Below are 24276 nucleotides of genomic sequence, written 5' to 3' on the forward strand. Positions count from 1 at the left end.
GTGGGATCATGGGTGGGACCAAGCGTAGAGAAGCGTGAGGGCAGGCTTTCGCCTGCGATCACAAATTCTTATCGCTTCGCCCCGTATGGTCAAGCCGGATATATCACTGCCACGCTGAAGGCGGCCGGCATCGGATTACTTCTTCGGCGATTCCAGCGTGACTTTCGACGGGGTGATTTCGCCGACATCCTCCCACGCCCTGGTGTCGAAGCTGAATCTGGCGACGGCGCAGGTCGGCATGTCGGTAATCTCGTCCGACAAGCGATGCGCGAAGTCGGTGAACTCGGGGTTGTGACCGAACAGCATCACGCAATCGAGCTTCTTGTCGAGCGCACGAACGACGGCCAGCAACTGCTCCGCGCTGGTGGCGTACAGCTGGTCATCGAGCGCGATGTCCTTGCGTGCATAGCCGAGCTCGTCGGCGATCAGTTGCGCTGTCGTCAGCGCACGCAGGGCCGGACTCGACAGGAGCAGGTCGGGCTTCAGCTTACGCTCGGCCAGGCGCTTGCCCATTTCCGGGGCGTCTTGCAGGCCACGGTCATTCAGGGGGCGCTCACGGTCGGGCAAGGAGGGATCATCTTTACTTGACTTGGCATGCCGGACGAGAAACAGGGTCTTCATGTTTCCTCCTGATCCAAAGGGATGGTTGTCGATTGCGTGCGCCAGGAGACCTGCACACGGCGACTGGCCCCGCCGCCACGCCCGCCCTATAGTGGACTTGGATGGGCGCGATTGCAACGCGATGCACGTCTACGCACCACCCGTCGGAGGACTGCGCCATGCCGAGCAATTCAGAAGCCATCGAGGTTGTGATCCCGGCCGGCGGCGTGGACCTGCAAGGCATACTCACGTTGCCGCCCGGCGCGGTCGCATTGGTATTGTTTGCGCACGGCACGGGCAGTTCCCGGCTTAGCCCGCGCAATCGATATGTGGCCGCGGAGCTCAATCGCTGCGGCATGGCAACGCTGCTGATGGACCTGCTGCTGCCGGATGAAGACCAGGTGCAGGCCATCCGCTTCGACGTCGAGCTCCTGGCGACACGGCTGGCGCAGGCAACCAGCTGGGTGGCGCGGCAGCAAGCCGTGCCACAGCGGTTCGGCTACTTCGGCGCCAGCGTTGGTGGCGCCGCGTCGATCCGTGCCGCATGCCAGTCGTCTATCCCGATACACGCCGTCGTTTCGCGCGGGGGCCGGGTCGACCTGGCGGGCCCCGACGCCCTTGCGAAACTGCTTGCGCCCACCATGCTGATCATCGGCGGGCTGGACCTGAGCGTCCTGGAACGCAATGAATCGGCCTATGCCCAGCTGACATGCACCAAGAAGCTGGTGATCGTGCCCGGCGCCTCGCATTTGTTCGAGGAACCCGGCGCACTGGAATCGGTCGCTCGCCTGGCGGCGCAGTGGTTCGAGCGCTATCTCGGCAAGGACTCGCCCTGAACAGTGCCAGCAATCTGCCCCTGGCGTCGAAGGTACAATGCCCGGGCCCGGCCTGACGGCCACCCGGGCATTGTCACTTTCGCCAACCTCCCAGGGAACAGGACACCACCCATGCGCGAACCCAGCCGGGCGTTTCTCCTCGGTCCGCTGCTCAAAGGCGTCTCGCGTTCGTTCTATCTCACGCTGCGCGTGCTGCCCGAGCGGATGCGCGATCCGGTCGGCCTGGCCTATCTGCTGGCGCGTGCCGCCGACACGATTGCCGATACCTCGCTGATCCCGCCACAACGGCGCCTGGCGCTGCTGTTGTCGTTGCGCGACCAGGTCAACGGTGCAACCGCAGACACGGCGCTGGCCGACAGCATCGCAACCGAGGTGGCAGGCCGGCAGGAACAACAGTCGGACGAGCGCATCCTGCTCGAGTCACTGGGCCCTGCGCTGGCGGTGCTGGCGCAGCTGGAGCCGGACGACCGGCAAGCGGTACGGCAGATCGTATCGACGCTGAGCGAGGGCATGGAATTTGACCTGCGCACCTTCCCCGATGAAAACGCCGGCCGCATCGTCGCACTGCGCGAGCCGGAAGAGCTTGACCGTTATACGTACCTGGTCGCCGGATGCGTGGGCGAGTTCTGGACCAGCATGACCGCCGCGCACATGCCTGGCGCGATCGGCAAGCCCGACGCCATGCTGCGCCGCGGGGTCCGCTTCGGCAAAGCCTTGCAGATGACCAATGTGCTGCGGGACTGCGGCAAGGACCTGCGCATCGGCCGCTGCTATCTTCCGGCGACGATGCTGCACCAGCATGGCCTGAGCCCGCAGGATCTGCTGCTTGCGGACGCCTCGCCGCGCGCGCGGGCCTTGATGCTCGAGCTCGTGCGCAAGACGCTGGACCACTTTTGCGAGGCCATGGCGTACACGCTTGCCATTCACCCGCGTTTTATCCGGCTGCGGCTGGCTTGCCTGTGGCCCGTCCTTATCGGCATGGAAACGCTGTTGCTGCTGGTGCGCAACGACGACTGGCTGGACCCGGCAAAGGCGTCCAGACTGCAGCGCGGCAAGGTGTATCGGATCATTGCGTATTCGCTGCCGATGGTCCTGTCGAACAGCCTGTTGCGCATCTGGTTTGCGCGCCAGATGCGCAACATCGATGCTGTCATTCGCGGATTCAATGGCCGGTGAATACCGTCAGCACCCCCGTATAGCCATAGAGGTGATCCCTTGCGATCTCGCCGCCGGCAAAGAAGCCAGCCAGCGGGAGGTCGCCAAGCGCGCGGCGTACGGTCTGCAGCTCGGCATGCGGCGCGCCGAAATGCGGCCCGCCCCGGCCTGAGCAACTGATGTAGAGCGCGCCACGTGCGCGGCTGCCGCCGCGTTCGATCTCCGTACGGATCTCGGTGGCGACGCGCACCAGGTCCGCGCGCGCCGCGTCAGCATTGCGCATGCAGAAAGCCAGCCGCATGCCGGGCTCGACCATGTCGGCCAGCGCCAGCATGCGATGCTGCACGTCCAGGCCGATCAGGTGGCGCACCAGCGTGTCCGAGCCGAACCTGCCGGGCAGCACCGGGGCATCGTCGGCGGCTGAATTCAGGCCGGCCAGCGTTCCGGCCAGCGCCTCCGCCATGGTCTCCACCTGGGCATCGCGCTCGACGCCGAGGTCATTCAGGATGCAATCCAGGGCCGGCTTGCCGTCCAGCTCGAACAGGAGGTTGTGATCGCTGCGCGTGACGGCGCGCACCGGCCCGATCGGCTGGCAGCCCTGCGTGACGCGGGAGACCAGTTCGATTTCGGGGCCGAACAGCACGCCCGACAGTCCACCGGAAAACACGCCATCGGCAATATGCAAGGTACGGTTGCGGGCCGACGACAAGCCGCCGAACAGGTAACCGGTGGCCGTGCGCGCGCTCAGCTCATGCAACAGGTCCTGCACATCGGGCGTACTGCCCTCGGCATGCACCAGCGCGGTATGCGGAACGAAGCCGGAAGACGCGGGCGGCAAGGGCTGGCGCCCCGAAAACAGCTGGAACGCGTCGCGCGGAAACGGCGCCGCCATCAGCACCATGGCCGGCTCGTCGAAATACTCTTTGCCGCTGGCGGATACGCCCAGGCCGACCGTGCCGACCCAGGACACACCGGGCCAGTTCTGCTGCAGCGCGGCAAGGATGGCCTCGGCGGCCAGCGCGTAGTAGTCGCTCAGGTAGCACCAGCCGAGCGTGAGCGGCGGCGCGTTGTCTGCCTTCGCCTGGCGCAGGAAATCCTGCGTGTCCAGCTGGCGCTGGCAGTCTGCCAGCGCGACCTGCCATTCGACGTGGGCCGCGTCAGCGTGAACGAAGGAAAGGTCATGCATTTTGGGTTCCTCCGTATTCAGGCTGGCGACATCCATTGGACTGTTGCCGGCAAGGGGTGTTCAGCCCCCGTTCTGGCAGCCGGTCGGCTGCCGCGGCCGCTCCCGCGCGATCTCCTCCTGTAACGCCAGCGCCGCCCTTGTGAGCGAGGCCGTTACTCCGCCTTCGCCCCCGATTCCCGCGCCACCTTGCCCCACTTGTCGGTCTCGGCGCGGATAAAGGCAGCAAGCTGCGTTGGCGTCATGTCACCAGCGGTCACGCCCTGCTCGTCAAACCGCTTCTGCACCTCCGGCGCCTTCAGCAGCTTGCCCAGCTCCGCCGAGACGCGCTGCTCGATCGCCGCGGGCGTGCCGCGCGGCGCCATCAGCGCGAACCATGTGGTGACTTCGTAGCCCCTGACGCCGCTCTCCGCCAGCGTCGGCACGCCGGGATAGGCGGCGGAACGCTTCGCGGTGGTGACCGCCAGCGCCCGGACCTTGCCGCTGCGCACGTGCTGCGACGCCGACGGGCTGGTTTCGATCGCCATCTGGATCTGGCCCGCGATCAGGTCGGTCATCATCGGCGCGCCGCCCTTATACGGCACATGCGCAACGTCGGTGCCGGTCAGCGCGCGGAACAGCTCGCCGGACAGGTGCTCGGTGCTGCCGATGCCGGCCGAGCCGTAGTTGACCTTGCCGGGATGCGCCTTGATATAGGCGACCAGGTCGGAGACGGACTTCACCGGGATCGCAGGATTGACCACCAGCACATTGGGCGTCAGCGCCACCAGGCCCACCGGATCGAGGTCGCGCGTGAACTCGTAGGGCAGGCTCTTGTAGATGGCCGGCGCCATGGTGTGGGCGACGGTGGCCAGCAGGAAGGTGTAGCCGTCGGCCGGCGCGCGCGCCACGTTGGCCGCGCCGAGGGTGCCGCCGGCGCCGGGGCGGTTATCCACCACCACCGGCTGCTGCAGCGCCTCGCCCAGCTTCTGGCCGATGGTGCGGGCGAGGATGTCGGTGGTGCCGCCGCTGGCGAAGGGCACTACCAGGGTGATCGGCTTGGCCGGCCAGTTGTCCGCGGCGAACGCGGCGGGCGCGCCCAGCACAGCGGTACCGGCGAGGCCGGCCATCACGGCGCGGCGCATGCGCGAAACGGTTGTCATGCAGTCTCCTTTGCGGGAAGTCATGTTGTTATGGAATGGCGGCTGCGTAGTGTCGCTTCCGCCGGTTTCTGACCGGTGCGACTCTACGCAGCCGCTGGCAAGCGCGCCATCGGGCGGGCGTTAACGGGTCTTCAGGATTCGTGAACCGCGGCAGGTTTTCCGCTACCATGCGGGCAAATTGCGGCAGCGGGGACGCGACATGGAACTGAGGCAACTGCGCTACTTCGTCAGCGTGATCGAGCACGGCAGCATGGGCAAGGCGGCGCTGGAGCTGGGCGTGGTCACGTCCGCGCTGAGCCAGCAGATCAGCCGGCTGGAGAGCGAGCTGTCGACGCGGCTGCTGCAGCGCACTTCCACCGGCGTGGTCGCCACCGACGCCGGGCTGGCCTTCTGGCGCCAGGCCCAGCTGGCGCTGCGTCATATCGACGATGCCGCGCTGGCCGCGCGGCAGGCGCGCCTGTCGGGCCATGTCAGCGTGGGCCTGCCGCCCAGCACCGCCGCGGTGCTGGCGCTGCCCTTCATGCAGGCCATGCGCGAGCGCTACCCCGACGTGCGACTGCGCATGGTGGAGAGCCTGTCCGGCTACCTCGGCACGATGCTGAGCGCGCGCCAGATCGACCTGGCGGTGCTGTTCAGCGAGGAGCCCGCGCAGCGCTGGAGCGTGCTGCCGCTGCTCGATGAGCGGCTGTTCGTGATCGGCGCCGAGGGGCTGGCCGGCATGCCGCGCGACGAGCAGACCTCGGTGGCGGCACTTGGCAAGCTGCCGCTGATCCTGCCCAGCGGCTCGCACGGGCTGCGCGCGCTGGTCGCCGCGTGCTTTCGCCAGGCGAAGCGCGAACCCCAGGTGGTGGCGGAGATCGACGGGCTGGCGATCCTGATGGACGCCGTGCGCGGTGGCCTGGGCGCCACCATCCAGCCGGGCGCGGCACTGGCGCGCAGCCACGGCACGCCCTACCGCAGCATACTGGTCACCGACGCCGGCGCCACGCGGCCCAACCTGCTGGTCAGCCTGTCCGACGATGAACTGTCGCCGGCGGGCCTGGCCGCGCGCGTGGTGCTGGCCGACGTCGCCACCACGCTGGTGCGCGAGGGGCGCTGGCCCGGCGCCACGTTGCGCCCGCGCTGAGCCGGCTGTGCCCCGGCCGGGCTTCACGAAAGCTGAAGCCCCCTTGCCGCGCCCCTGCTGGCGCCCGCCCGCCTTGCGCGCCAAGATGGCGCCAGCAAGGAGACAATCCCCATGGTCGACGTATTGGTAATTGGCGGCGGCAACGCGGCCCTGTGCGCGGCGCTGATGGCGCGCGAAGCCGGGGCCTCGGTGCTGCTGCTCGAATCCGCGCCGCGCGCCTGGCGCGGCGGCAACTCCCAGCACACGCGCAACCTGCGCTGCATGCACGACGCGCCGCAGGACGTGCTGGTCGATGCCTATCCCGAGGAAGAGTACTGGCAGGACCTGCTCAAGGTCACCGGCGGCATCACCGACGAACACCTGGCGCGGCTGGTGATCCGCGCGTCATCGACCTGCCGGCCGTGGATGCGCAGGCATGGCGTGCGCTTCCAGCCGCCGCTGTCGGGTGCGCTGCACGTGGCGCGCACCAACGCCTTCTTCATGGGTGGCGGCAAGGCGCTGGTCAACGCGTACTACCGCAGCGCCGAAGCGATGGGGGTGCAGGTCCGCTATGAAACCCCGGTGGATGCGATCGAGCTGGATGGCGACCGCTTCGTCGCCGCGCGCAGCGGCAGCCAGCGCTTCACCGCGCGCGCCTGCGTGCTGGCCGCGGGCGGCTTCGAATCCAACCGCGAATGGCTGCGCGAAGCCTGGGGCCGGAATGAACGTGGAGAATGGCCCGCCGACAACTTCCTGATCCGCGGCACGCGCTTCAACCAGGGCGTGCTGCTGCGTTACATGATCGACGCGGGCGCCGATGCCATCGGCGACCCGTCGCAATCGCACTGTGTCGCCATCGACGCGCGCGCGCCGCTGTACGACGGCGGCATCTGCACGCGCATCGATTGCGTGTCGCTGGGCGTCGTGGTCAATCGCGACGCCGTGCGCTTCTACGACGAGGGCGAGGACTTCTGGCCCAAGCGCTACGCCATCTGGGGCCGGCTGGTGGCGCAGCAGCCCGGGCAGATCGGCTATTCGATCATCGACAGCAAGGCCATCGGCCGCTTCATGCCGCCGGTGTTTCCCGGCGAGAAGGCCGACACGCTGCCTGAGCTCGCGCGCAAGCTCGGGCTGCCGGAAGCGCAGTTCGTGCGCACGGTGCAGGACTACAACGCGGCGTGCCGCGTCGGCAGCTTCGACCATACCGCGCTGGACGACTGCCACACCGAAGGCCTGGCACCAGCCAAGACGCATTGGGCCAGGCCGCTCGACCAGGCGCCGTTCTATGGCTACGCGCTGCGGCCGGGCATCACCTTCACTTACCTGGGGCTCAAGGTCAACGACCGCGCCCAGGTGCACTTTGGCGGCAAGCCAAGCGGGAATCTGTTCGTGGCAGGAGAAATGATGGCCGGCAACGTGCTCGGCAAGGGATACACGGCCGGTGTCGGCATGTCGATCGGCACGGCCTTCGGGCGCATCGCGGGCACGCAGGCTGCATTGGCGGCGGGCATCAACACGGGAGCCATCCATGCAGAAGCTTGAAGCCCTGACGCGCGAGGCCGCGCAACTGGCCGGGCAGGACGCTGCCGCCCCGGCGCCGCAGTCCCGCGTCATCCGCGTGCTGCCGCTGACCGACAATGAGGCCGAAGTTGCCCGGCAGATGCAGATCTGCAATGCCTGCCGCTACTGCGAAGGCTTCTGCGCGGTGTTCCCGGCCATGACCCGCCGGCTGGAGTTCGGCAAGGCCGACGTCAACTACCTGGCCAACCTGTGCCACAACTGCGGCGCCTGCTACCACGCCTGCCAGTACGCGCCGCCGCATGATTTCGGCGTCAATGTGCCGCAGGCCATGGCAAAGGTGCGGCTGGAAACCTATAGCGAATATGCATGGCCCGCGCCGCTGGGCAAGCTGTACCAGCGCAACGGGCTGACGGTGTCGGTGGCGCTGGCCTTCGGGCTGGCGTTGTTCCTGGTACTCGCCGCCACGCTGGGCGGCGCGCTGTGGCAGACGCATGAGGGCGGCAATTTCTACGCGGTATTCCCGCACAACACGCTGGCGGCATTGTTCGGCAGTGTGTTCGGCTTTGCCGTGCTTGCGCTTGGCCTGGGCGTGCGCCGCTTCTGGCGTGATGTCTCTGCCGGCACAGCGTCGGCACCGGCCGTGGCAGAGGCGGCTCGGAACGTGCTGGCACTGACCTACCTCGATGGCGGCCACGGCGATGGCTGCAACGAGGCCAGCGACCGCTTCACACTGGCGGGGCGGCGCTTCCACCATTTCACGTTCTACGGTTTCATGCTGTGCTTTGCGTCGACAGCGGTGGCGACCGGCTACCACTATCTGCTGGGCTGGCATGCGCCCTATCCGGTCACGAGCCTGCCGGTGCTGCTGGGCACCGCCGGCGGCGTGGGCCTGCTGGTGGGCCCGGCCGGCTTGCTATGGCTGAACCTGCGCCGGCACCCGATGCATGGGGATGCCCGGCAGCGCCCGATGGACCGCGGCTTCATCGCGCTGCTGCTGCTGACCAGCGCCACCGGACTGGGGTTGCTGGCCGGGCGCGGCACGGCGGCGATGCCGCTGCTGCTGGCGGTCCACCTTGGCGTGGTGATGGCGTTGTTTGCGACGCTGCCGTATGGCAAGTTCGCACACGGCATCTATCGCAGTGCGGCGCTGCTCAAATCTGCGATCGAAAAGCGGCAGAAAAACAAGCTGCAGCTTGGCAGCGATTGAGTGGCAGCCGTCCCCGCCCACGCATAAACAAAAAGCCGGTCCCCGACAGGGACCGGCTTTTCTTTGGCGCAGCCTGTATGTGAATCAATCCACCGTAGCGCCCGAAGCCTTCACCACCTTCGCCCACTTGGCCGTCTCCGACTTCATGAACGCGGCCAGCTGGGCCGGCTTTTCCGGGTTGGGTTCGGCACCCTGGTCGGCCATCTGCTTCTTCACTTCCGGCATGGCCAGGATCTTCACCACTTCGGCGTTGAGGCGGTCGACGATGGGCTGCGGCGTGCCGCCGGTGGCGTACAGCGCAAACCACGAGGTGGCTTCATAGCCCGGCACGCCCGATTCGGCCACGGTCGGCACGTTGGGCAGCGCCGGCGAGCGCTTGGCCGAAGTCACGGCGATGGCGCGCAACTTGCCGGCCTTCACGTGCGGGTACGACGACGGCATGTTGTCGAACATCAGGCCGATCTGGTTGCCCAGCAGGTCGTTCACGGCCGGGGCGCTGCCCTTGTACGGGATGTGCTGGATATGCAGGCCGGTCATGGAGTTGAACAGCTCGCCCGACAGGTGCATCGACGAACCGCTGCCCGACGAGCCGTACGACAGCTTGTCCGGGTTGGCCTTGACGTAGGTGATCAGTTCCTTGACGTTGTTGACCGGCACCTTGGGATTCACCACCACCAGGTTCGGCACCATGGCCACGCGCGTGATCGGTGCGAAGTCCTTGACCGGGTCATACGGCAGCTTGGAGTACAGCGACTGGTTGATCGCGTGCGTGCCGATGGTGCCCATGAACAGCGTGTAGCCATCGCCAGGCGCCTTGGCCGCCAGCGAGGCGCCGATATTGCCGCCCGCGCCCGGACGGTTGTCGATCACCACCGGCTGGCCGAGCGCCTTGCCCAGCTGCAGGCCGACGATGCGGGCCAGGATGTCGGTGGTGCCGCCGGCCGAGAACGGCACGATCATGGTGATCGGCTTGGTCGGGTAGCCGCCCTGCGCATGGGCCGCACCGGCAAAGCCGGCGATGGTGGTGGCCAGCGCCACGCCAGCGGCAAGCAGGCGGCGGCGCGTGGTGGAGGTCTGGGAATCTTGTCTCATCGGTAATGCTCCGGTGCTATATCGTTCCGGCGGTGATTGGGTACCGCGGGAGGTTGTGCTGAATGGCGTGATTGCCGTTCCCGAACGGATGGCGCGCACATGCGCGCATCCGGTGGGCGGCCCGGCCACGGGCCGCCATGCGTGACGCTTGGTTAACGTCTCTTCTTGTTGAATGCTTGAATGCGGGATGCCTGGGACGCGCGCTGCTTACACCGGCGCAACGCCCAGCGTGGTGCCGCCGCACACGTACAGCACCTGGCCGGTGACGAAGCCGTTGTCTGGCGACAGGAAGAACAGCGCGGCACGCGCAACGTCTTCCGGCGTACCCATGCGCTTGACCGTGATGCTGGCCAGGATGCGCCGGGTCTGTTCGGCGCCTTCGGGGTTGCTTTTGCGGAACAGCTCGGTGGCGATCGGGCCCGGGGCCACGGCGTTGACGGTGACGCCGTCGCCGCCCAGCTCCATCGCGAGCGTGCGGGTCATGCCGATCAGGCCGGCCTTGGTGGCGGAGTACACCACGCGCTCGGCCTTGCCCAGCGCGGCGCGCGAGGCCATGTTGACGATGCGGCCAAAGCCGGCGGCACGCATCGCGGGCAGGCACGCCTGCGTCAGCAGCAGCGTGGCCTGCAGGTGCAGGGCGGTCACGTAGTCCAGGTCGGCGACGGTGGCGGTGTCGGCGGTGCCGGGGCGCGTGGCGCCGGCGTTGTTCACCAGGCGCGTGACGGCGAAGCGCGAGGTCACCTGCGCGGCCACGGCGCGGGTCGCCTCGGCATCGGTCAGGTCGGCCTGGAAGAAAGTCAGGTTCGGGTGCGACCAGGCCGGTTCGGCATAGTCGATATTGACCACCTGGGTCACGCCATCGGCCAGCAGCATTTCACAGATGGCGCGGCCGATACCGGAACTGCCGCCGGTCACGAGCGTGGCTACGGGAAGGGACATCTCTTGCTCACTCCAAGAACTACCGCTAACTCGCCCCCTCTCCCGCTTGCGGGAGAGGGAGTACACCCTCAGCTTTCCAACTGGCTTGACTTAGACCCGCTCGATCACCATCGCAATACCCTGGCCCACGCCAATGCACATCGTGCACAGCGCAAAGCGCCCACCGGTGCGATGCAGCTGGTACATCGCGGTGGTCACCAGGCGCGCGCCGCTCATGCCCAGCGGGTGGCCCAGCGCGATCGCGCCGCCGTTCGGGTTGACGCGCTTGTCGTCGTCGGCCACGCCCAGTTCACGCAGCACGGCCAGGCCTTGCGCGGCGAACGCTTCGTTCAGCTCGATCACGTCGATCTGGTCCATGGTCATGCCCAGCTGCCTGAGCAGCTTCTGCGACGCCGGTGCCGGGCCGATGCCCATCACGCGCGGCGCCACGCCGGCGGTGGCCATGCCGACGATGCGGGCGCGCGGGGTCAGGCCGTGCTGCTTGAGGCCGGCTTCGCTGGCCAGCAGCAGCGCGCAGGCGCCGTCGTTCACGCCCGAGGCATTGCCAGCGGTCACGGTGCCGTCAGGACGGACCACGCCGCGCAGCTTGGCCAGCGCTTCCATGCTGGTGGCGCGCGGGTGCTCGTCGCGCTCGACCACGATCGGGTCGCCCTTCTTCTGGGCGATGGTGACCGGGGTTATTTCCTGCGCCAGCGTGCCGTCGGCCTGCGCGCGCGAGGCCTTTTCCTGGCTGCGCAGCGCCATCAGGTCCTGGTCTTCGCGGCTGATCTTGTAGTCGGTGGCGACGTTCTCGGCGGTCTCGGGCATCGAGTCCACGCCGTAGGCCGCGCGCATGGCCGGGTTGATGAAGCGCCAGCCGATGGTGGTGTCGAAGATCTGCGCATCGCGCGAGAACGCGCTGGTGGCCTTGCCCATCACGAACGGGGCGCGGCTCATGCTTTCCACGCCGCCGGCGATCATCAGGGTGGCTTCGCCGGCCTTGATGGCGCGCGCGGCGGTGCCGGTAGCGTCCATGCCGGAGCCGCACAGGCGGTTGATGGTGGCGCCCGGCACCTCTTGCGGCAGGCCCGCCAGCAGCGCCGACATGCGTGCCACGTTGCGGTTGTCTTCGCCGGCCTGGTTGGCGTTGCCGTAGATCACGTCATCGATGGCCTTCCAGTCCAGGTTCGGATTGCGGGCCATCAGCGCCTTCAGCGGCACCGCGCCGAGGTCGTCCGGGCGCACCGCGGACAGGCTGCCGCCGTAGCGGCCGATGGGGGTGCGGATGGCGTCGCAGATAAAGGCTTCGGTCATGGTGTGTCTCTCTCGTTTTGGTGTGTGGTGATGCCGGCGCTCAGGCGGCCAGCTTCAGGGGAACGCCGGTAATGCGCTGCAGTTCATCGAAGCTCAGCCCTTCGACCAGGTCGCGCGCGACCAGCCCGTCGGCGGTCACGTCGATGGTCGCAAGGTCAGTGTAGATGCGGGTCACGCAGCCGATGCCGGTCAGCGGATAGGTGCACTGCGGCACAATCTTGCTCTCGCCCTGCTTGGTCTGGTGCTCCATCATCACGAACACCTGCTTGGCGCCGATGGCCAGGTCCATCGCGCCGCCCACGGCGGGGATGGCGCCGGGCGCGCCGGTGTGCCAGTTGGCCAGGTCGCCCTTCTCTGAGACCTGGAACGCACCCAGCACGCAGAAGTCCAGGTGGCCGCCACGCATCATCGCGAACGAATCGGCGTGATGGAAGAACGAGCCGCCCGGCTTGACCGTCACCGGCTGCTTGCCGGCATTGATCAGGTCGCCGTCTTCCTCGCCGGGCGCGGGCGCGGGGCCCATGCCAAGCAGGCCGTTCTCGCTGTGCAGCAGGATTTCCTTGTCTGCGGGCAGGTGGTTGCCGACCAGTGTCGGCAGGCCGATGCCGAGGTTGACCACGGCACCGTCGGGAATGTCTTTGGCCACGCGGGCGGCCATCTGATCGCGGGTCAGGCGTTGCATCTGGATTCTCCTGTTACCTGTCGCTCAGGCGACCTTGACGACGCGCTTGACGAAGAGGCCCGGCGTCACGATGTGTTCGGGGTCCATCTCGCCCAGCTCCACCACGTGGCTGACTTGCACGATGGCGCATTTGGCGGCCATCGCCATGATCGGGCCGAAATTGCGCGCAGTCTTGCGATAGGTAAGGTTGCCCCAGCGGTCGGCGGTGTCGGCCTTGATCAGCGCGAAGTCGGCGTGGATCGGGGTCTCGAACACATAGCCCTGGCCGTCGATGATGCGCGTTTCCTTGCCCTCGGCCAGCGGCGTGCCGTAGGCGGTGCGCGTGAAGAAGCCGCCGATGCCGGCACCGGCGGCGCGGATGCGCTCGGCCAGGTTGCCCTGGGGCACCAGTTCCAGCTCGATCTCGCCCGCGTGGTAGAGCGAATCGAAGACGTAGGAATCCGCCTGGCGCGGGAACGAGCAGATGATCTTGCGCACGCGCTTGGTCTTGAGCAGCGCGGCCAGCCCGGTGTCGCCGTTGCCGGCGTTGTTGTTGACGATGGTCAGGTCGCGCGCGCCTTGCTCGATCAGCGCGTCGATCAGTTCCGCGGGCATGCCTGCGAGGCCGAAGCCGCCAATCAGGATGGTGGCGCCGTCGTGGATGCCGGCCACCGCCGCTTCCACCGAGTCGTATAGCTTGTTGATCACTTGCGTTCCAGGTCGGAAGATCCGCCAGGCTACCGGAGCGGGCCGCAAGACGCGGCGCATGAAAGGCTGTCTCCGGTAATCCTGCCGGAAGGAGTTTCGTCGCGGCGGGCTGCGCGGGGCGCTACCCATTTGAACGAGTCCAGCAGTCTGCGTGAGTCTCTGGGTGTGGACCGGTTGTTCGTTAACCGATTTGTTCGATGTACGAACTTGAATTCGCAGAATGAACAGATTACACCTGCGCGTCGGCGACGGTCAAGCCGACCGGGCGGTCGGCTAACCAGATTGTGCGATTAGCGCGCGCGGGTGACGGGCACACCCCGTGTGTAGGACGGGGCCGACATCACAATCGGCTCGCACTCGATATGGCCCGGGGGTCGCACGGGCTATTGTGGAATCAGGCAAGGCAACACCCGCACAGCAGCCACCGGACCACCCGGCTGAGCAGGGCAGCCTGGCAACAAAGAACGAGGAGCCCGTCATGGCCACCGTCCATGTCCCGTTTTCATCCACGCCCCATGCAGTGACGCTTGCGCGCATCCTGCATGTCACGCAGCAGGCGTGGGGACTGAAACCCAGCAAGGATCAACTGCAATCGCCCGCGCCTGCCCCGGCTGGCGCCAACATGCCATCCCGCCCGCACCCGCTGTCGCGCCGCGTGCGCCTGGCCCGGGCAGCCGCCCGCGCATTTGAAGCGCAAGTGATGGCGATTCGTTGCCGCCAGGTATTCGTCGGCTGACGGGGAAACCCCGCCGCATTACGCGAGGGTCGCCACGCCCGTCAACAGTACCCGGCTGCCGCCAACCCCAGGGCGCACCTCCAACCGCACGTCGATGCGCTCACGCAATTCGGTGACGTGCGAAATGATCCCCACCAGCCGCCCTGCCTGCTGCAGGTCCAGCAGCGTACGGATGGCAAAGTCCAGGCTCTCGGGATCGAGCGTGCCAAAGCCTTCGTCGACAAACAGCGTATCGAGCTGGATGCCGCCGGCGCGCGACTGCACCACGTCGGCCAGCCCCAGCGCCAGCGACAACGACGCGAGGAAGCCCTCGCCACCTGACAGCGTATTGGCCGGACGCGCCGCGCCGGTATCGTGGTCGAACACTTCGATATCCAGTCCGCCCGCACTGCGCTGGTCTGCCTGCTCGCGCACGCGCTGCAGCACATAGCGGCCGCGGCTCATCGCCAGCAAACGCGCCGACGCGGCTTCCAGCACCTCATCGAGCAGTGTGGCCAGCACGAAGCGCTGGAAGGTCATGCGGCGCGGGTTGTTGCCGTTGGCGACTTCGGCCAGCCGGCCCAGCACCGCGTAGCGTGCCTCGATGTCGCGCCCCTGCGCGTCCAGCTGCTGCAGGCGCAGCTGGCACTGCAGCAGCGTGTCGCGCGAACGGCCGCGCTCGGCCTGTTGCCGGACCAGGGCTTCCACCGCGGCGGCCGACGCATCGCGCGCTGCGCGCAGGCCGTCCAGATCCGGCGCGTCCAGCGCTTGCGCGGCGGCCTCGGCGCGTTCGCGCCAGTCGGCGGCTGTGGCCAGCTGGGTATCGAACGCGCGCAGCGTCGCGTCGAGCGCCTGCATGGCATCGTCGCCAAGACAGGCGGCCGCGTGGGCCGGCACATCGGCAAAGCCTTGCTGCGCGAGCGCCTGTGCAAGCACGGATTCGGCCTCGGCCAGGCGGTTAGACGCCTGGGCCTGTGCCTGCTGTGCCGAGACCAGTCCAGCCTGTGCCCCGGCTGCGTCCGCCGCAGCCTGGCGCTCGGCCGCCTGCGCAGCGGCCAGCGCCTGTTCCAGCGCGGCGAGCATAGCCTGCGCCTGCCGCAGGGCCTCGCCCAGCGCCACGGGGTCGCGTGAATCCTCGGGAACCTGCGCACTGTTGGCCTGCCATTCGCCACGGCAGTGGGCCAGCGCCTGGGCAGCGGCCTCGGCGCCGGCCGTGGCATCGCGGCTGGCGGCGTCCGCCGCTGCGAGCGCGGTGCGGCAGCTGACGATGGCGGCTTCGCGTTGCGCAAGGCTTGCCGCCGCTTGCCGGCCTTCGGCCAGTGCCGCTTCCAGTCCCGTGATCTCGGCTTTCAGCTTGCGGGCGGACTCGTCGCCGACCTCGCCCAGCGCCTGCGCCAGTTCGTCCAGCCGCTCGCGCGCCTGGGCAATGGCAGCTTGTGCCGCCTGGTGCTGGCCGGTGCAGCGCACCGCATGGGATTCAGCCTCGAGCGCGGCGTGGCGGGCCTGCTCCAGCGCCTGGTCCGACAGCGGCGCCGCCACGTGCTGCGCCGGTGCCGGGTGTGCGGTGCTGCCGCAGACTGGGCAGGCATCGCCCGCTGCCAGGCTTGCGGCCAGCCGCGCGGCCTGCCCGGCGCGCCAGGCGGCTTCCGCTTCGGCCAGCGCGGCGCGGCACTGCTCGCGCTGGCGCAGGGCTTGCTGTTCGGCAGCGGCGGCATTGGCCGCCTGTGCGTTCGCGGCATCCAGTGCCCGGACAGCTTGCTGATGACGGTCAAGCTGCCGCGCGCGTTCCTGCAACGCGGCCAGCTGCAACGCCGTGGCCTGTGCCTGCGCGGCAGCAAGCTGGCCTTGCGCCAGCGCGGACTCCGCGCCAACGGCATCGGCTTGCCGCGTGGCAAGCTGTGCGGCGGCGCGTTCGCGCGCGGTGGCGGCTGCCACCTGCCTGGCTTCGGCCGCCTGCAGCGCGGCCAGCTGCGCACCCAGCTGCTGCGCGCGCGGCAGCATGTCTGCCAGCTGCGAAACCCGCCTCTGCGCGGACTGGCGCGCTTCAGCGCGTGCCTTTTCGGCCTGCAAGGCGGCAGCCGCCTGCGTGGCCTGTTGCGCGGCGCGCGCCGCCTGCTCGCCAGACTGCGTCAAGGCAACGGCGCTGGCGGCCTGGTCGCGCTGCGCGGCTTGCCACGCCTGCAATGCCGGCCTGACACGCGCGGCGCGCTGGGCGGCGTGCAGGCGCGCGCGCTCATGCTCCATGGCTGGCTGGCGCGCCAGCAGCGCCGCGTGCGCGGCCTGCGCCTGCTGGCGTTCCCGCAACCGCGCCGCCACCTGCTCGCCGGCACCCAGCGCCGCCTGCGCTGCGGCCAGCGTGGCCCGCGCGCCCTGTTCCTGCCCCTGCAGCGCCTGCAACTCGGCCTGCAAGGCCTCGATTCCCTCTGCCAGCGCCTGCGCCGATTCCACCCCAACCTGGCGCAGCGCTTCGTCGCGCTGGATGGTGATGCGCTCGGCATCGCGGCGGATGCCGGCGGCCTCGGCCTTCAGCAGCTCTTCCACGCGCCGGTACAACTCGGTGCGGAACAGGCGCTCCAGAATGGCCTGGCGCGCCTGCGAACTGGCGGTCAGCAATTCACGGAAGCGCCCCTGCGGCAGCACGATCACCTGGCGGAACTGGGCACTGTCGAAACCCAGCAAGTCGCGCACGGCGTCGCTGACCCTGGCGGGCTGGCTGGCCTTGCTGATCCAGTCGTTGCCGTCATGCAGGTCCAGCTGGGCCTTGGCCGGCTCGGTCACCCAGCCCTCGCCGCGCTGCTTGGGCCGCTCCTGTACCGGCGAGCGCACCACGCGCCAGCGCTGCGCGCCCAGGCTGAACTCCAGCGTCACCTCGGTGCGCAGCGCGGGCGCGGCGTTGGCGCTGCGCATGGCCTGCGCACTGCGCTCGCCGCCGGAGGTATCGCCGTACAGCGCAAAGCAGATCGCGTCGAGCAGCGTGGTCTTGCCCGCGCCGGTGGGGCCATGGATCAGTACGAAGGCCTGCTCGCCCAGCCGCGTGAAATCGACCTGCTCGGTCGCGGCAAAGGGACCGAAGGCCTGCAGCGTCAAATGCAGCGGTCTCATGCCGACTCCCTGTCCGCGGCGGCGATCCCGGTCAGCACCTGGTCGAGCACGGCACGCTGGTCCGGTTCCAGCTCGGCATCCGCCACTTCGCGGAAGAAGTTGGCAAAGAGTTCGCCGGTACCCAGTTGCCGCAACTTGCGCCCGGCCTCCGAAGCCGTGCCGGTGCGCGCCAGCACCGTGCGTTCGATCGCGAGCGCATTGGGATAGACCTGCCGCAGCCTGGCCATCGGGTCCAGCAGCGCGCCCGTATCGGTGAGCCGCGCGTGGATGTAGTCATCGCGTTGCGGATCATCGACACCCGCCGCCAGCACCGCGGCCAGTTCGCCTTCGACCACGCGCACATCGCGCAGCGCCTGCAGCGGCACCGGCGTGATGGCGACCGCGCCGTCCGCGCCCAGTTCGATGCGCGACACCGACTTGTCGTGCGCGCACTCTGACAGCGAATACTTCAGCAGCGAGCCCGCATAGTGAACGCGCCCGCCGCCCAGCGTCTGGGGCCGGTGCAGGTGGCCCAGCGCCACCAGGTCAAAGCCGGCGAACAGGTCCGCGGCCACCGCGCCGCTGCCGCCCACCGACAGCGGCCGTTCCGATTCGCTTGCCGCGCCGCCCACCACGAAGGCATGGCCCACCACCACGGCACGCACGCCCGGCGGATGCACCGCGCGGATGGCATCGAGCTGCGCGCGCAGCGCGGCTTCATGCGATGGCAGGTCGGTGCCCATGGCATCGCGCACCACCGCCGGTTCCGCGTACGGCAGCGCGTAGATGCGCACCTCGCCGTGGGTGTCGTGCAGCGTCACGCAGGCCGCCGCGGCCAGCGTGCGGCCGGCCACGTGCAGGCCCTGCGCCCGCATCAGCCGCGCGCCGAATTCCAGCCGCTGCGCGCTGTCATGGTTGCCGGCGATCATCACCACCGGCACTCCGGTGTCGATGACGATGCGGCCCAGCACGTCGTCGAGCAAGGCCACTGCTTCAGGCGGCGGCACGGCGCGGTCGTAGACGTCGCCGGCGATCAGCACGGCATCGGGGCGTTCGGTGCGGACCAGTTCGACAAACTGGTCGAGGATATGGGCCTGGTCTTCCAGCAGGCTGCGCGCATGGAAGAGCCGGCCGAGATGCCAGTCGGCGGTGTGAAGGAAACGCAATCCGGGATCCGATAGATGCAAAGGCGAAACCCGCATCATAATGCGTTGCGACCTGACTGCCCGTTCAGCAACGGTTCAGGCGGGCGCGCGCATCATGCATGCAGTCGCCCCAAATTTGAAATTTTCGGAGAACGCACATGAAACGCATCCTGACCGCCACTGCCCTGACCCTTGTGCTGGGACTGGCCGCCGCCGGCGCCAGCGCCCAGTACACCGGCCCGTCGGCCGTCCCGGTGATGACCGTTAAGGCGCTGCAGGCAGATGGCAAGGACGACCAGCAGGCCGTGCTGCGCGGCAAGATCATCAGCAGCGTCGGCGACGAGCGCTACCTGTTCTCGGACGGCACCGGCCAGATGAAGGTGAAGATCAAGGCCAAGCTCTGGCCGGCACAGAAGCCGGTGGATGCGCAGACCACGGTGGAACTGGTCGGCGAATACGACAAGGAGCTGATCGGCGAATCGCACTTCGACGTGAAGGAGATCCGCCTGCCCTGAGGCGTGTCCTGATGCGCGTGTTCTGAGCCGTGCAGTCAGACCGGCTCGGCCTCGCTGTCGGCGATCTGGTACTTGCGCATCTTTTCCCACAGCACCTTGCGGCTGATGCCCAGGCTTGCCGCCGTGTCCTGCCGCCGCCAGCCATTGGCATCGAGCGCGGCCAGGATGCGGCGGCGCTCTTCCGTATCGGCACGCAGGTCGTTGCGCTCGCCGCCATCGAACGCACCCGGATGCAGCGAGCGGAACAGCGGCCGGATGCGCTCTTCGTCCCAGTGCCCGGTCTGCTGCACTGTGATGCCCACACGCTCGGCCAGGTTGCGCAGCTCGCGCACATTGCCGGTGAAATAGGCGGTGCCAACCGCGCCCTTGAGCCAGTCAGGCATCGGCGGCAGCGCGTCGAAGCCGGAATCCCCAAGCATATGGCGCAGGAAGGACTGCAGCAGTGCCACCTTGTCGGCCTGGCCACGCTCTTCCAGGCTGGGGATGCGCATCTCGATCACCGCCAGGCGGAAGAACAGGTCGGCGCGGAAACGCCCCTGTCGCACCGCGTCGCGCAGGTCCTTGTTGGTCGCCGCCACCAGCCGGAAATCCAGTTTGACCGCCAGGGTCGATCCCAGCCGGGTGATCACGTTCTCTTCCAGCACGCGCAGCAGCTTGACCTGCTGGAACAGCGGCAGGTCGCCGATTTCATCGAGAAACAGCGTGCCGCCGTTGGCCTGCTCGAAATAGCCACGGTGCGCGAACGAGGCGCCGGTGAACGCGCCCTTGGCATGGCCGAAGAACTGCGACTCGAACAAGCCGTCAGGGATCGCACCGCAGTTGACCGCGACGAACGGCCCCTTTCCGTAGGTGCCATTGCGCTCATGGAACAGGCGCGCGATGCGTTCCTTGCCCGCGCCGGTTTCGCCATACAGCATCACGTTGCTGCCGAAGTCGGCGAAGGTTTCCACATGCTGCAGCAACTGGCGCATCGCCGGCGAGCCGGCCACCAGATCGGCCTCGCGCTCGCCGGGCGCGTCCGTGGCCAGCAGTTGCGGCAGCAGCTTGCCGATCTGGCTGCGCAGGTCGGCGCCGGTGAAGTCATCGGCAAGAATATGCGCGTACTCCGGCGGAAAGCGCCCGGGATCGGCCTCGCGGCCGGGGCCTGCCACCCAGATCACCGGCATGCCGTGCGCGGCCTCCCAGTCCAGCGAAAAGCGCGCCGCGCCGATCACCGACACGCTGATCACCGCGATGCAGGGCTTCAGGCGCGGCTCGGCAGGCAAGGCTTCGAGTGCGCCGGCGCGGATAACGTCCACGCCCAGCGGCGCCAGGAAACGCGTGACGCGGTCGGCGATCTCGTACTTGCCTTCCCACACGTAGACTTCAAGGTTTTCGTAGGCCCAGCGGTCTGTCTTCATTCGATTTCTGCCATCAGGCGGTTTGGCGCAATCATGGCTCAGTACACCAGTTCGGCATTGTTGCAGTCGATGCTGTGGACCCAGAGGTCGGCGGTGCCTAGCTGGATGCCGAGGCTGGCGAGCAGCGGCGGGATCAATGCGTCGAGCGCTGCCCCGACCGGCGCGAGTAGCGGGCCGAGATCAATGGGCACACTAAGGATGCCCAGCAGCCTGGTCCGCACCTTCAGGGCCAGCACTTGCGAGAACAACCCGCCAAACGGATCGGCGGTACCAACTTGCGCATGCCCGCCCGGTGCCAGCGTGACCTCCTGGCCAGCCGTGCTGCCATAGCGTGGGACGTCCGTGGCAATCACGTCCGCAATGTCGAACAGCCCCAGCTTAGCCTGGCCGAGCACCACATCGCTACCCGTGCAGCCATCGGTGAGGCACGCCGTGACGAGACCACTTCTGACGTGCATCGTGGCACGGCGGTCCCCAGGATTTGCCGCGCATTGCAGCTTGGTCAGGTCGGCGGTGGCGTTGGCGACATCGAGATAGAGCGGCACGTTCAAGTTGGCGTCCAGTACCGGTTTCAGGATATTTGAGGTGATCTGGAGCATCAGGGTCAGTTTTACCTGGGATGAGCTTGCGGTCGTTTGCCAGGCGTCCGGGTTGCTGGAGAGCTGTCGCGCCGGACCTGCCGCCGTCACCGGCGGCTCGATCACGCGCAGGTTGGCGCTGATGCCCCCCAGGCCAAGCGGGAGATTGGGTATGTTCAGTGGCAGGGCAACTGCCGTATCCCCTCGCGCCACCTGCGCGGAGGCGAGCAGCAACTGCGCCACGTTCAGGCCCACCTCCACCGCCGACGATGCCGCAGGCGCCATCAAACCAAGATCAAGCAGCCTGGCCAGTGACACCGTAGCCGCCGCCCCGCTGGCCCCGAGCGCGGTTGGCGGGCTGCCCAGCATCGTCGTCAGCAGCGCGTCGCGGCCAGCGGCGCCAAGCACCAGCGCATAGAAATCACGCAGATTCAATGAAGTGTTCAACAGCTGGTCCACCGTGCCGACACCCGCTTTGAGCCGCAACTGGTCCAGCGTCACGGTGGTATTGACCAGTCCCTGCCAGTCCACCAACGACAAGCTCACCGTATTGCCCAGCAACACACTCAGCATGCTGTTGGCGGTGGAGACGTCCAGCAACCCAGTACCCAGCGAAAACGCCGCCACCGGCGGACTGCCGCTGGCAATCGCTTCAGCAAACAGCTGCCGGCCGCTGCCGCCGTCGATCACGAACAGGATTGGCACGGTCTGCGTTGCCTGCACGCGCACGGCATTGGGCGAGACCTTGGTTGCTTCATACGTAGCGCTGAAATGCTTCGGCCCGCCGCTCGCCGGATCCCACACGCCAAGACAGGCAGTCATGGCATCCGCGCCGCCACCGGTGGCATCGCCGCAACCCATTGCAATGCCCGACGGATACCCGTTCTTCGCACCGATATTCCTGACCGTACCCAGCACAGCGGCGTTCAGATTCGCCGCGCTATCAGCTCGCTTGAGTTGCTGTGCCGCCGACATCGCGGCCAGGTCCACCACGTTCTGCAACTGCCGCTGGCGCATGAACACATGCCCCACGTCGATCGACACCAGCGCGGCGATCGCCACGGTGGCGATCAGCAGCGCCGCCATCACACTGATGGCGCCGCGTGCGGATCGAGGTGCCCGGCGCGGCCGCGGCTGGCGCAAGCTCATTTGCCGCCCAGCATCTGGCCGGCGGAGCCGGCGCGCGCGGTGCTGGCGTTGGCCTGCCCCGTGTAGAACTCCGGCAGCGCGAAGCGGAAGCTGTTCAGGTAGCGCTCATAGCCCAGCGCGGCCTGCTCGCCGTGCATCGGCCGCATGGGGCCAGCCTGCGTGCCTTCGCGCTGGATGGCAAGGATGGAGCGCGTGTCGGCACCGATCTCGCGTTGCGCCGGGCTGCCTGCCGGCATGCCGGTGGCGGCGGCCTCGGTCGTGGCACGGTCGGTCTGCGCCTGCGCGGCGGGCGCCAGCATCAGCAGGCAGAGCGCGGGGATGGCAATGCGGAACATGGCGGTCATGGGGTAGCCCCTGCGGTTGCGGCCACGGCCGCCACCGAGGTGGCCGGTGCGGTGGTGGCGGGTTTCGATGGCGCCCGCGCTGCCGGCGCAGGACGGGCCGCTGCGCGGTCGCGCGCCGCGGTGGCGCGGGCGATGCGGTCGGCTTCCTTGCGGATGGCGCTGCGCGTGGCTTCGGGCAGCGCGGCCTTTTGCATCATGGCGTTGGCCTGCGCGCGCTTGCCGTCGGCGATCAGCCACACCACGGCGTTGCTGATCACACGCGGATTGCGCGCGTCCAGTTCCAGCGCCTGCATCACCGGCACGCGCGCGTCCTGCAGCGCGCCGGCGCGCATCAGCGCGTAGCCCAGGTCGCCGGAGATGCGCGGATTGACGGGGTCGAGCGCGGCGGCCTGGCGCAGCTCTGTAACGGCGCGCGCAAAGTCATCCTGGCGCCCCGCCAGCAGGCCGAGCCCGTGGTGCGCATGCGCGGCCTGCTCGCCTTGCGACGTCGCTGCAAGTTGCTGGTAAGCATCGGTGGCGGCCTTGTCCTGCCCGGTCTCGCGCAGCGCATCGGCGCGCATCGCCTGGATCTCCGGGCCGGCGCCGAAGCGCTTCACGTAGACCTCGATATGCGCCAGCGAGGCGAAGTAAAGCCCGTCCTGCTGCATCTTGCGGATCAGGCCCAGGTAGACCGCCTGCTCGCTGTATTCGGCGCGCGCGGTCTTGTCGCGCAGCTTGGCCAGTTCCACCTGCGCCTCGGCCTGGTCATGCATGGCCGCGGCCCCGTTCTGATTGGCGGCGCAGCCAGACAGCGCCGCCAGCAGCAGGCACGCCGCCGTTTTCGAGATCCGGCCCAGCGCCGGACCGACTGAGCGCGTCATCGCGTCCCTCCCATATGTGCCAGCATGCGAATCACCCCGAGGAAGCCGGGGCCCGCGGTCAGGATCAGCAGCACCGGCAGCAGGCTCACCACCATCACCGCGGTCATCTTGACCGTGAGCCGGCCGATCTCATCCTTCAAGCGCGATTTGCGCGCCTCCTGCATGCGCAGGCCGAACTGGCGCAGCGGCTCCTGCACCGCGCCGCCGTGCTTGTCCACCTGCGTCAGCAGCGTGATCAGGCTCTTCAGGTCTTCACTGTCGAACAGCCGGCCGATGCGCAAGAGCGTCTGTTCGCGCGAGCGTCCCGAGGCAAACTGCTGGTTCGCGCGTGCCAGCTCCGGCCCCAGCACGCGCAGCATGCTGCCGAACTCGGCCACGATCACCTGCAGGCTCTGGTCGATCGACAGGCCCACGCCCTGCAGCAGGCGCAGCATGTCGATCAGCACCGGCAGCTCGTCATCGACCATGCGCAGGCGCGCCGCGGCACGGCGGCGCAGGTGCCACTTGGGGGCCAGGTAGGCCAGCGCAAACGTGCCGAAGCCCCACGCGACGATGGCAAAGGCGCCCGCGCCCACGTGCCAGAGCATGGCGGCGAGCGCCAGGGCCGACGGCAACCCCAGCCGCAGCACGCCAAACAGCATGCGCGACTGCGGCCCGTACCATCCACATTGCTCCAGCAACTGCTGGTCTTCCGGCGTCACCACCGCGCGCCCGAGGCGCGAATCCAGCCAGTGGGCATTGATGCGCTCGCCCACGCGCGCGCCCAGTTGTGCCCCGATTGCCGTAGCCGCCCCGCCCCTGCCCTGCGGCGCGGCGGCACCGGCCTTTGCCGCAGCCTGGGTGCCCGACGCGGCGGGGACGGCGGCGTGGGCGGCCTGGGCGGCTTCTGCCGCGCGCTGCCGCGCCAGCGCGCCGTCGATGGTGCGCGCCGACAGCCGGCGCTGGCGCCAGTCGCGCAACAGCGGCAGCGTCAGTACGCCCACGCCGCAGGCGGCGGCCAGCAGGCTGAGCGAAATCAGTGTCAGGCGGTCCATGTTGGCTCTTGTC

22 protein-coding genes are annotated in these 24276 nt (G+C 68.4%); 7 read left to right on the plus strand and 15 right to left on the minus strand.

The genetic code is table 11. From position 1 onward, the window contains the following. Nucleotides 1-135: 135 nt before the first annotated feature. Entirely contained in the window at nucleotides 136-621 is a 486-nt protein-coding gene (locus AC3WQZ_RS27815) for a SixA phosphatase family protein (RefSeq protein WP_011616416.1), read from the minus strand. Between the two features lie 158 nt (nucleotides 622-779). On the opposite strand from AC3WQZ_RS27815, the gene AC3WQZ_RS27820 reads away from it, so the two are divergent. Further along, nucleotides 780-1436, plus strand: coding sequence for a dienelactone hydrolase family protein (locus tag AC3WQZ_RS27820; RefSeq protein WP_010809841.1), 657 nt, complete (start codon nucleotides 780-782; stop codon nucleotides 1434-1436). A gap of 111 nt (nucleotides 1437-1547) precedes the next feature. Next, nucleotides 1548-2612 carry a phytoene/squalene synthase family protein gene (locus AC3WQZ_RS27825; protein WP_454750014.1) on the plus strand — a complete coding sequence of 355 codons (1065 nt, stop codon included), beginning with the start codon at nucleotides 1548-1550 and terminating at the stop codon, nucleotides 2610-2612. On the opposite strand, the gene AC3WQZ_RS27830 is transcribed toward AC3WQZ_RS27825, so the two are convergent. Further along, entirely contained in the window at nucleotides 2599-3777 is a 1179-nt protein-coding gene (locus AC3WQZ_RS27830) for an FIST signal transduction protein (protein WP_037024337.1), read from the minus strand. The genes AC3WQZ_RS27825 and AC3WQZ_RS27830 overlap by 14 nt on opposite strands. A 152-nt stretch (nucleotides 3778-3929) precedes the next feature. Then, on the minus strand, nucleotides 3930-4916 hold the full coding sequence (locus AC3WQZ_RS27835; protein WP_010809838.1) for a Bug family tripartite tricarboxylate transporter substrate binding protein: 987 nt from the start codon (nucleotides 4914-4916) through the stop codon (nucleotides 3930-3932). Between the two features lie 199 nt (nucleotides 4917-5115). Between AC3WQZ_RS27835 and AC3WQZ_RS27840 the strand changes: the two genes are divergently transcribed. The 3 genes from AC3WQZ_RS27840 (at nucleotide 5116) to tcuB (ending at nucleotide 8749) form a co-directional block, all read left to right on the plus strand. Next, nucleotides 5116-6042 (plus strand): LysR family transcriptional regulator, encoded by a 927-nt coding sequence (locus AC3WQZ_RS27840; RefSeq protein ID WP_010809837.1) that lies wholly within the window; start codon nucleotides 5116-5118, stop codon nucleotides 6040-6042. A 111-nt stretch (nucleotides 6043-6153) separates the two neighbouring features. Next, nucleotides 6154-7563 carry an FAD-dependent tricarballylate dehydrogenase TcuA gene (gene tcuA, locus AC3WQZ_RS27845; protein WP_010809836.1) on the plus strand — a complete coding sequence of 470 codons (1410 nt, stop codon included), beginning with the start codon at nucleotides 6154-6156 and terminating at the stop codon, nucleotides 7561-7563. Beyond that, a complete protein-coding gene (tcuB, locus tag AC3WQZ_RS27850) occupies nucleotides 7550-8749 on the plus strand; it encodes a tricarballylate utilization 4Fe-4S protein TcuB (RefSeq protein WP_492301650.1) in 1200 nt (399 codons plus the stop codon). Before tcuA ends, tcuB begins: the two co-directional genes overlap by 14 nt. 84 nt (nucleotides 8750-8833) lie before the next feature. Here tcuB and AC3WQZ_RS27855 read toward each other — a convergent pair whose 3' ends face one another. From AC3WQZ_RS27855 to AC3WQZ_RS27875, 5 genes are all read right to left on the minus strand, one after another. Further along, nucleotides 8834-9841 carry a Bug family tripartite tricarboxylate transporter substrate binding protein gene (locus AC3WQZ_RS27855; RefSeq protein WP_010809834.1) on the minus strand — a complete coding sequence of 336 codons (1008 nt, stop codon included), beginning with the start codon at nucleotides 9839-9841 and terminating at the stop codon, nucleotides 8834-8836. A 207-nt stretch (nucleotides 9842-10048) separates the two neighbouring features. After that, nucleotides 10049-10780 (minus strand): SDR family NAD(P)-dependent oxidoreductase, encoded by a 732-nt coding sequence (locus AC3WQZ_RS27860; RefSeq protein WP_010809833.1) that lies wholly within the window; start codon nucleotides 10778-10780, stop codon nucleotides 10049-10051. A gap of 90 nt (nucleotides 10781-10870) precedes the next feature. Then, complete coding sequence (gene pcaF, locus AC3WQZ_RS27865) at nucleotides 10871-12073, minus strand: 3-oxoadipyl-CoA thiolase (protein ID WP_010809832.1); 1203 nt, start codon at nucleotides 12071-12073, stop codon at nucleotides 10871-10873. 40 nt (nucleotides 12074-12113) lie between these two features. Next, nucleotides 12114-12755: a 3-oxoacid CoA-transferase subunit B gene (locus tag AC3WQZ_RS27870; protein ID WP_010809831.1), complete on the minus strand. Its 642-nt coding sequence runs from the start codon at nucleotides 12753-12755 to the stop codon at nucleotides 12114-12116. Between the two features lie 24 nt (nucleotides 12756-12779). Further along, a complete protein-coding gene (locus AC3WQZ_RS27875; protein ID WP_010809830.1) occupies nucleotides 12780-13442 on the minus strand; it encodes a 3-oxoacid CoA-transferase subunit A in 663 nt (220 codons plus the stop codon). 478 nt (nucleotides 13443-13920) lie between these two features. Between AC3WQZ_RS27875 and AC3WQZ_RS27880 the strand changes: the two genes are divergently transcribed. Further along, nucleotides 13921-14178 carry a hypothetical protein gene (locus tag AC3WQZ_RS27880; RefSeq protein ID WP_010809829.1) on the plus strand — a complete coding sequence of 86 codons (258 nt, stop codon included), beginning with the start codon at nucleotides 13921-13923 and terminating at the stop codon, nucleotides 14176-14178. An 18-nt stretch (nucleotides 14179-14196) separates the two neighbouring features. On the opposite strand, the gene AC3WQZ_RS27885 is transcribed toward AC3WQZ_RS27880, so the two are convergent. Further along, on the minus strand, nucleotides 14197-17259 hold the full coding sequence (locus tag AC3WQZ_RS27885; RefSeq protein ID WP_439669591.1) for an AAA family ATPase: 3063 nt from the start codon (nucleotides 17257-17259) through the stop codon (nucleotides 14197-14199). Next, nucleotides 17256-18404, minus strand: coding sequence for an exonuclease SbcCD subunit D (locus tag AC3WQZ_RS27890; protein WP_010809827.1), 1149 nt, complete (start codon nucleotides 18402-18404; stop codon nucleotides 17256-17258). The genes AC3WQZ_RS27885 and AC3WQZ_RS27890 overlap by 4 nt, the downstream gene beginning before the upstream one ends. Nucleotides 18405-18541: 137 nt before the next feature. Here AC3WQZ_RS27890 and AC3WQZ_RS27895 point away from each other — a divergent pair, with 137 nt between their 5' ends. Further along, entirely contained in the window at nucleotides 18542-18898 is a 357-nt protein-coding gene (locus AC3WQZ_RS27895; protein WP_010809826.1) for a YgiW/YdeI family stress tolerance OB fold protein, read from the plus strand. A gap of 35 nt (nucleotides 18899-18933) precedes the next feature. Here the strand turns inward: AC3WQZ_RS27895 and AC3WQZ_RS27900 are convergent, their stop codons facing one another. From AC3WQZ_RS27900 to AC3WQZ_RS27920, 5 genes are read right to left on the minus strand one after another with little or no spacing between them, the layout of a single operon-like run. Beyond that, a complete protein-coding gene (locus AC3WQZ_RS27900) occupies nucleotides 18934-20298 on the minus strand; it encodes a sigma 54-interacting transcriptional regulator (protein WP_010809825.1) in 1365 nt (454 codons plus the stop codon). A 38-nt stretch (nucleotides 20299-20336) separates the two neighbouring features. Beyond that, nucleotides 20337-22025, minus strand: a complete 1689-nt coding sequence (locus AC3WQZ_RS27905; RefSeq protein WP_011616404.1) for a TadG family pilus assembly protein — start codon at nucleotides 22023-22025, stop codon at nucleotides 20337-20339. Next, entirely contained in the window at nucleotides 22022-22369 is a 348-nt protein-coding gene (locus AC3WQZ_RS27910) for a DUF3613 domain-containing protein (RefSeq protein ID WP_010809823.1), read from the minus strand. The genes AC3WQZ_RS27905 and AC3WQZ_RS27910 overlap by 4 nt, the downstream gene beginning before the upstream one ends. After that, nucleotides 22366-23229: a tetratricopeptide repeat protein gene (locus tag AC3WQZ_RS27915; protein WP_010809822.1), complete on the minus strand. Its 864-nt coding sequence runs from the start codon at nucleotides 23227-23229 to the stop codon at nucleotides 22366-22368. The genes AC3WQZ_RS27910 and AC3WQZ_RS27915 overlap by 4 nt, the downstream gene beginning before the upstream one ends. Beyond that, on the minus strand, nucleotides 23226-24263 hold the full coding sequence (locus tag AC3WQZ_RS27920; protein ID WP_011616401.1) for a type II secretion system F family protein: 1038 nt from the start codon (nucleotides 24261-24263) through the stop codon (nucleotides 23226-23228). The genes AC3WQZ_RS27915 and AC3WQZ_RS27920 overlap by 4 nt, the downstream gene beginning before the upstream one ends. Nucleotides 24264-24276 lie beyond the last annotated feature (13 nt).

It is taken from the genome of Cupriavidus sp. FW305-26 (assembly GCF_058787975.1).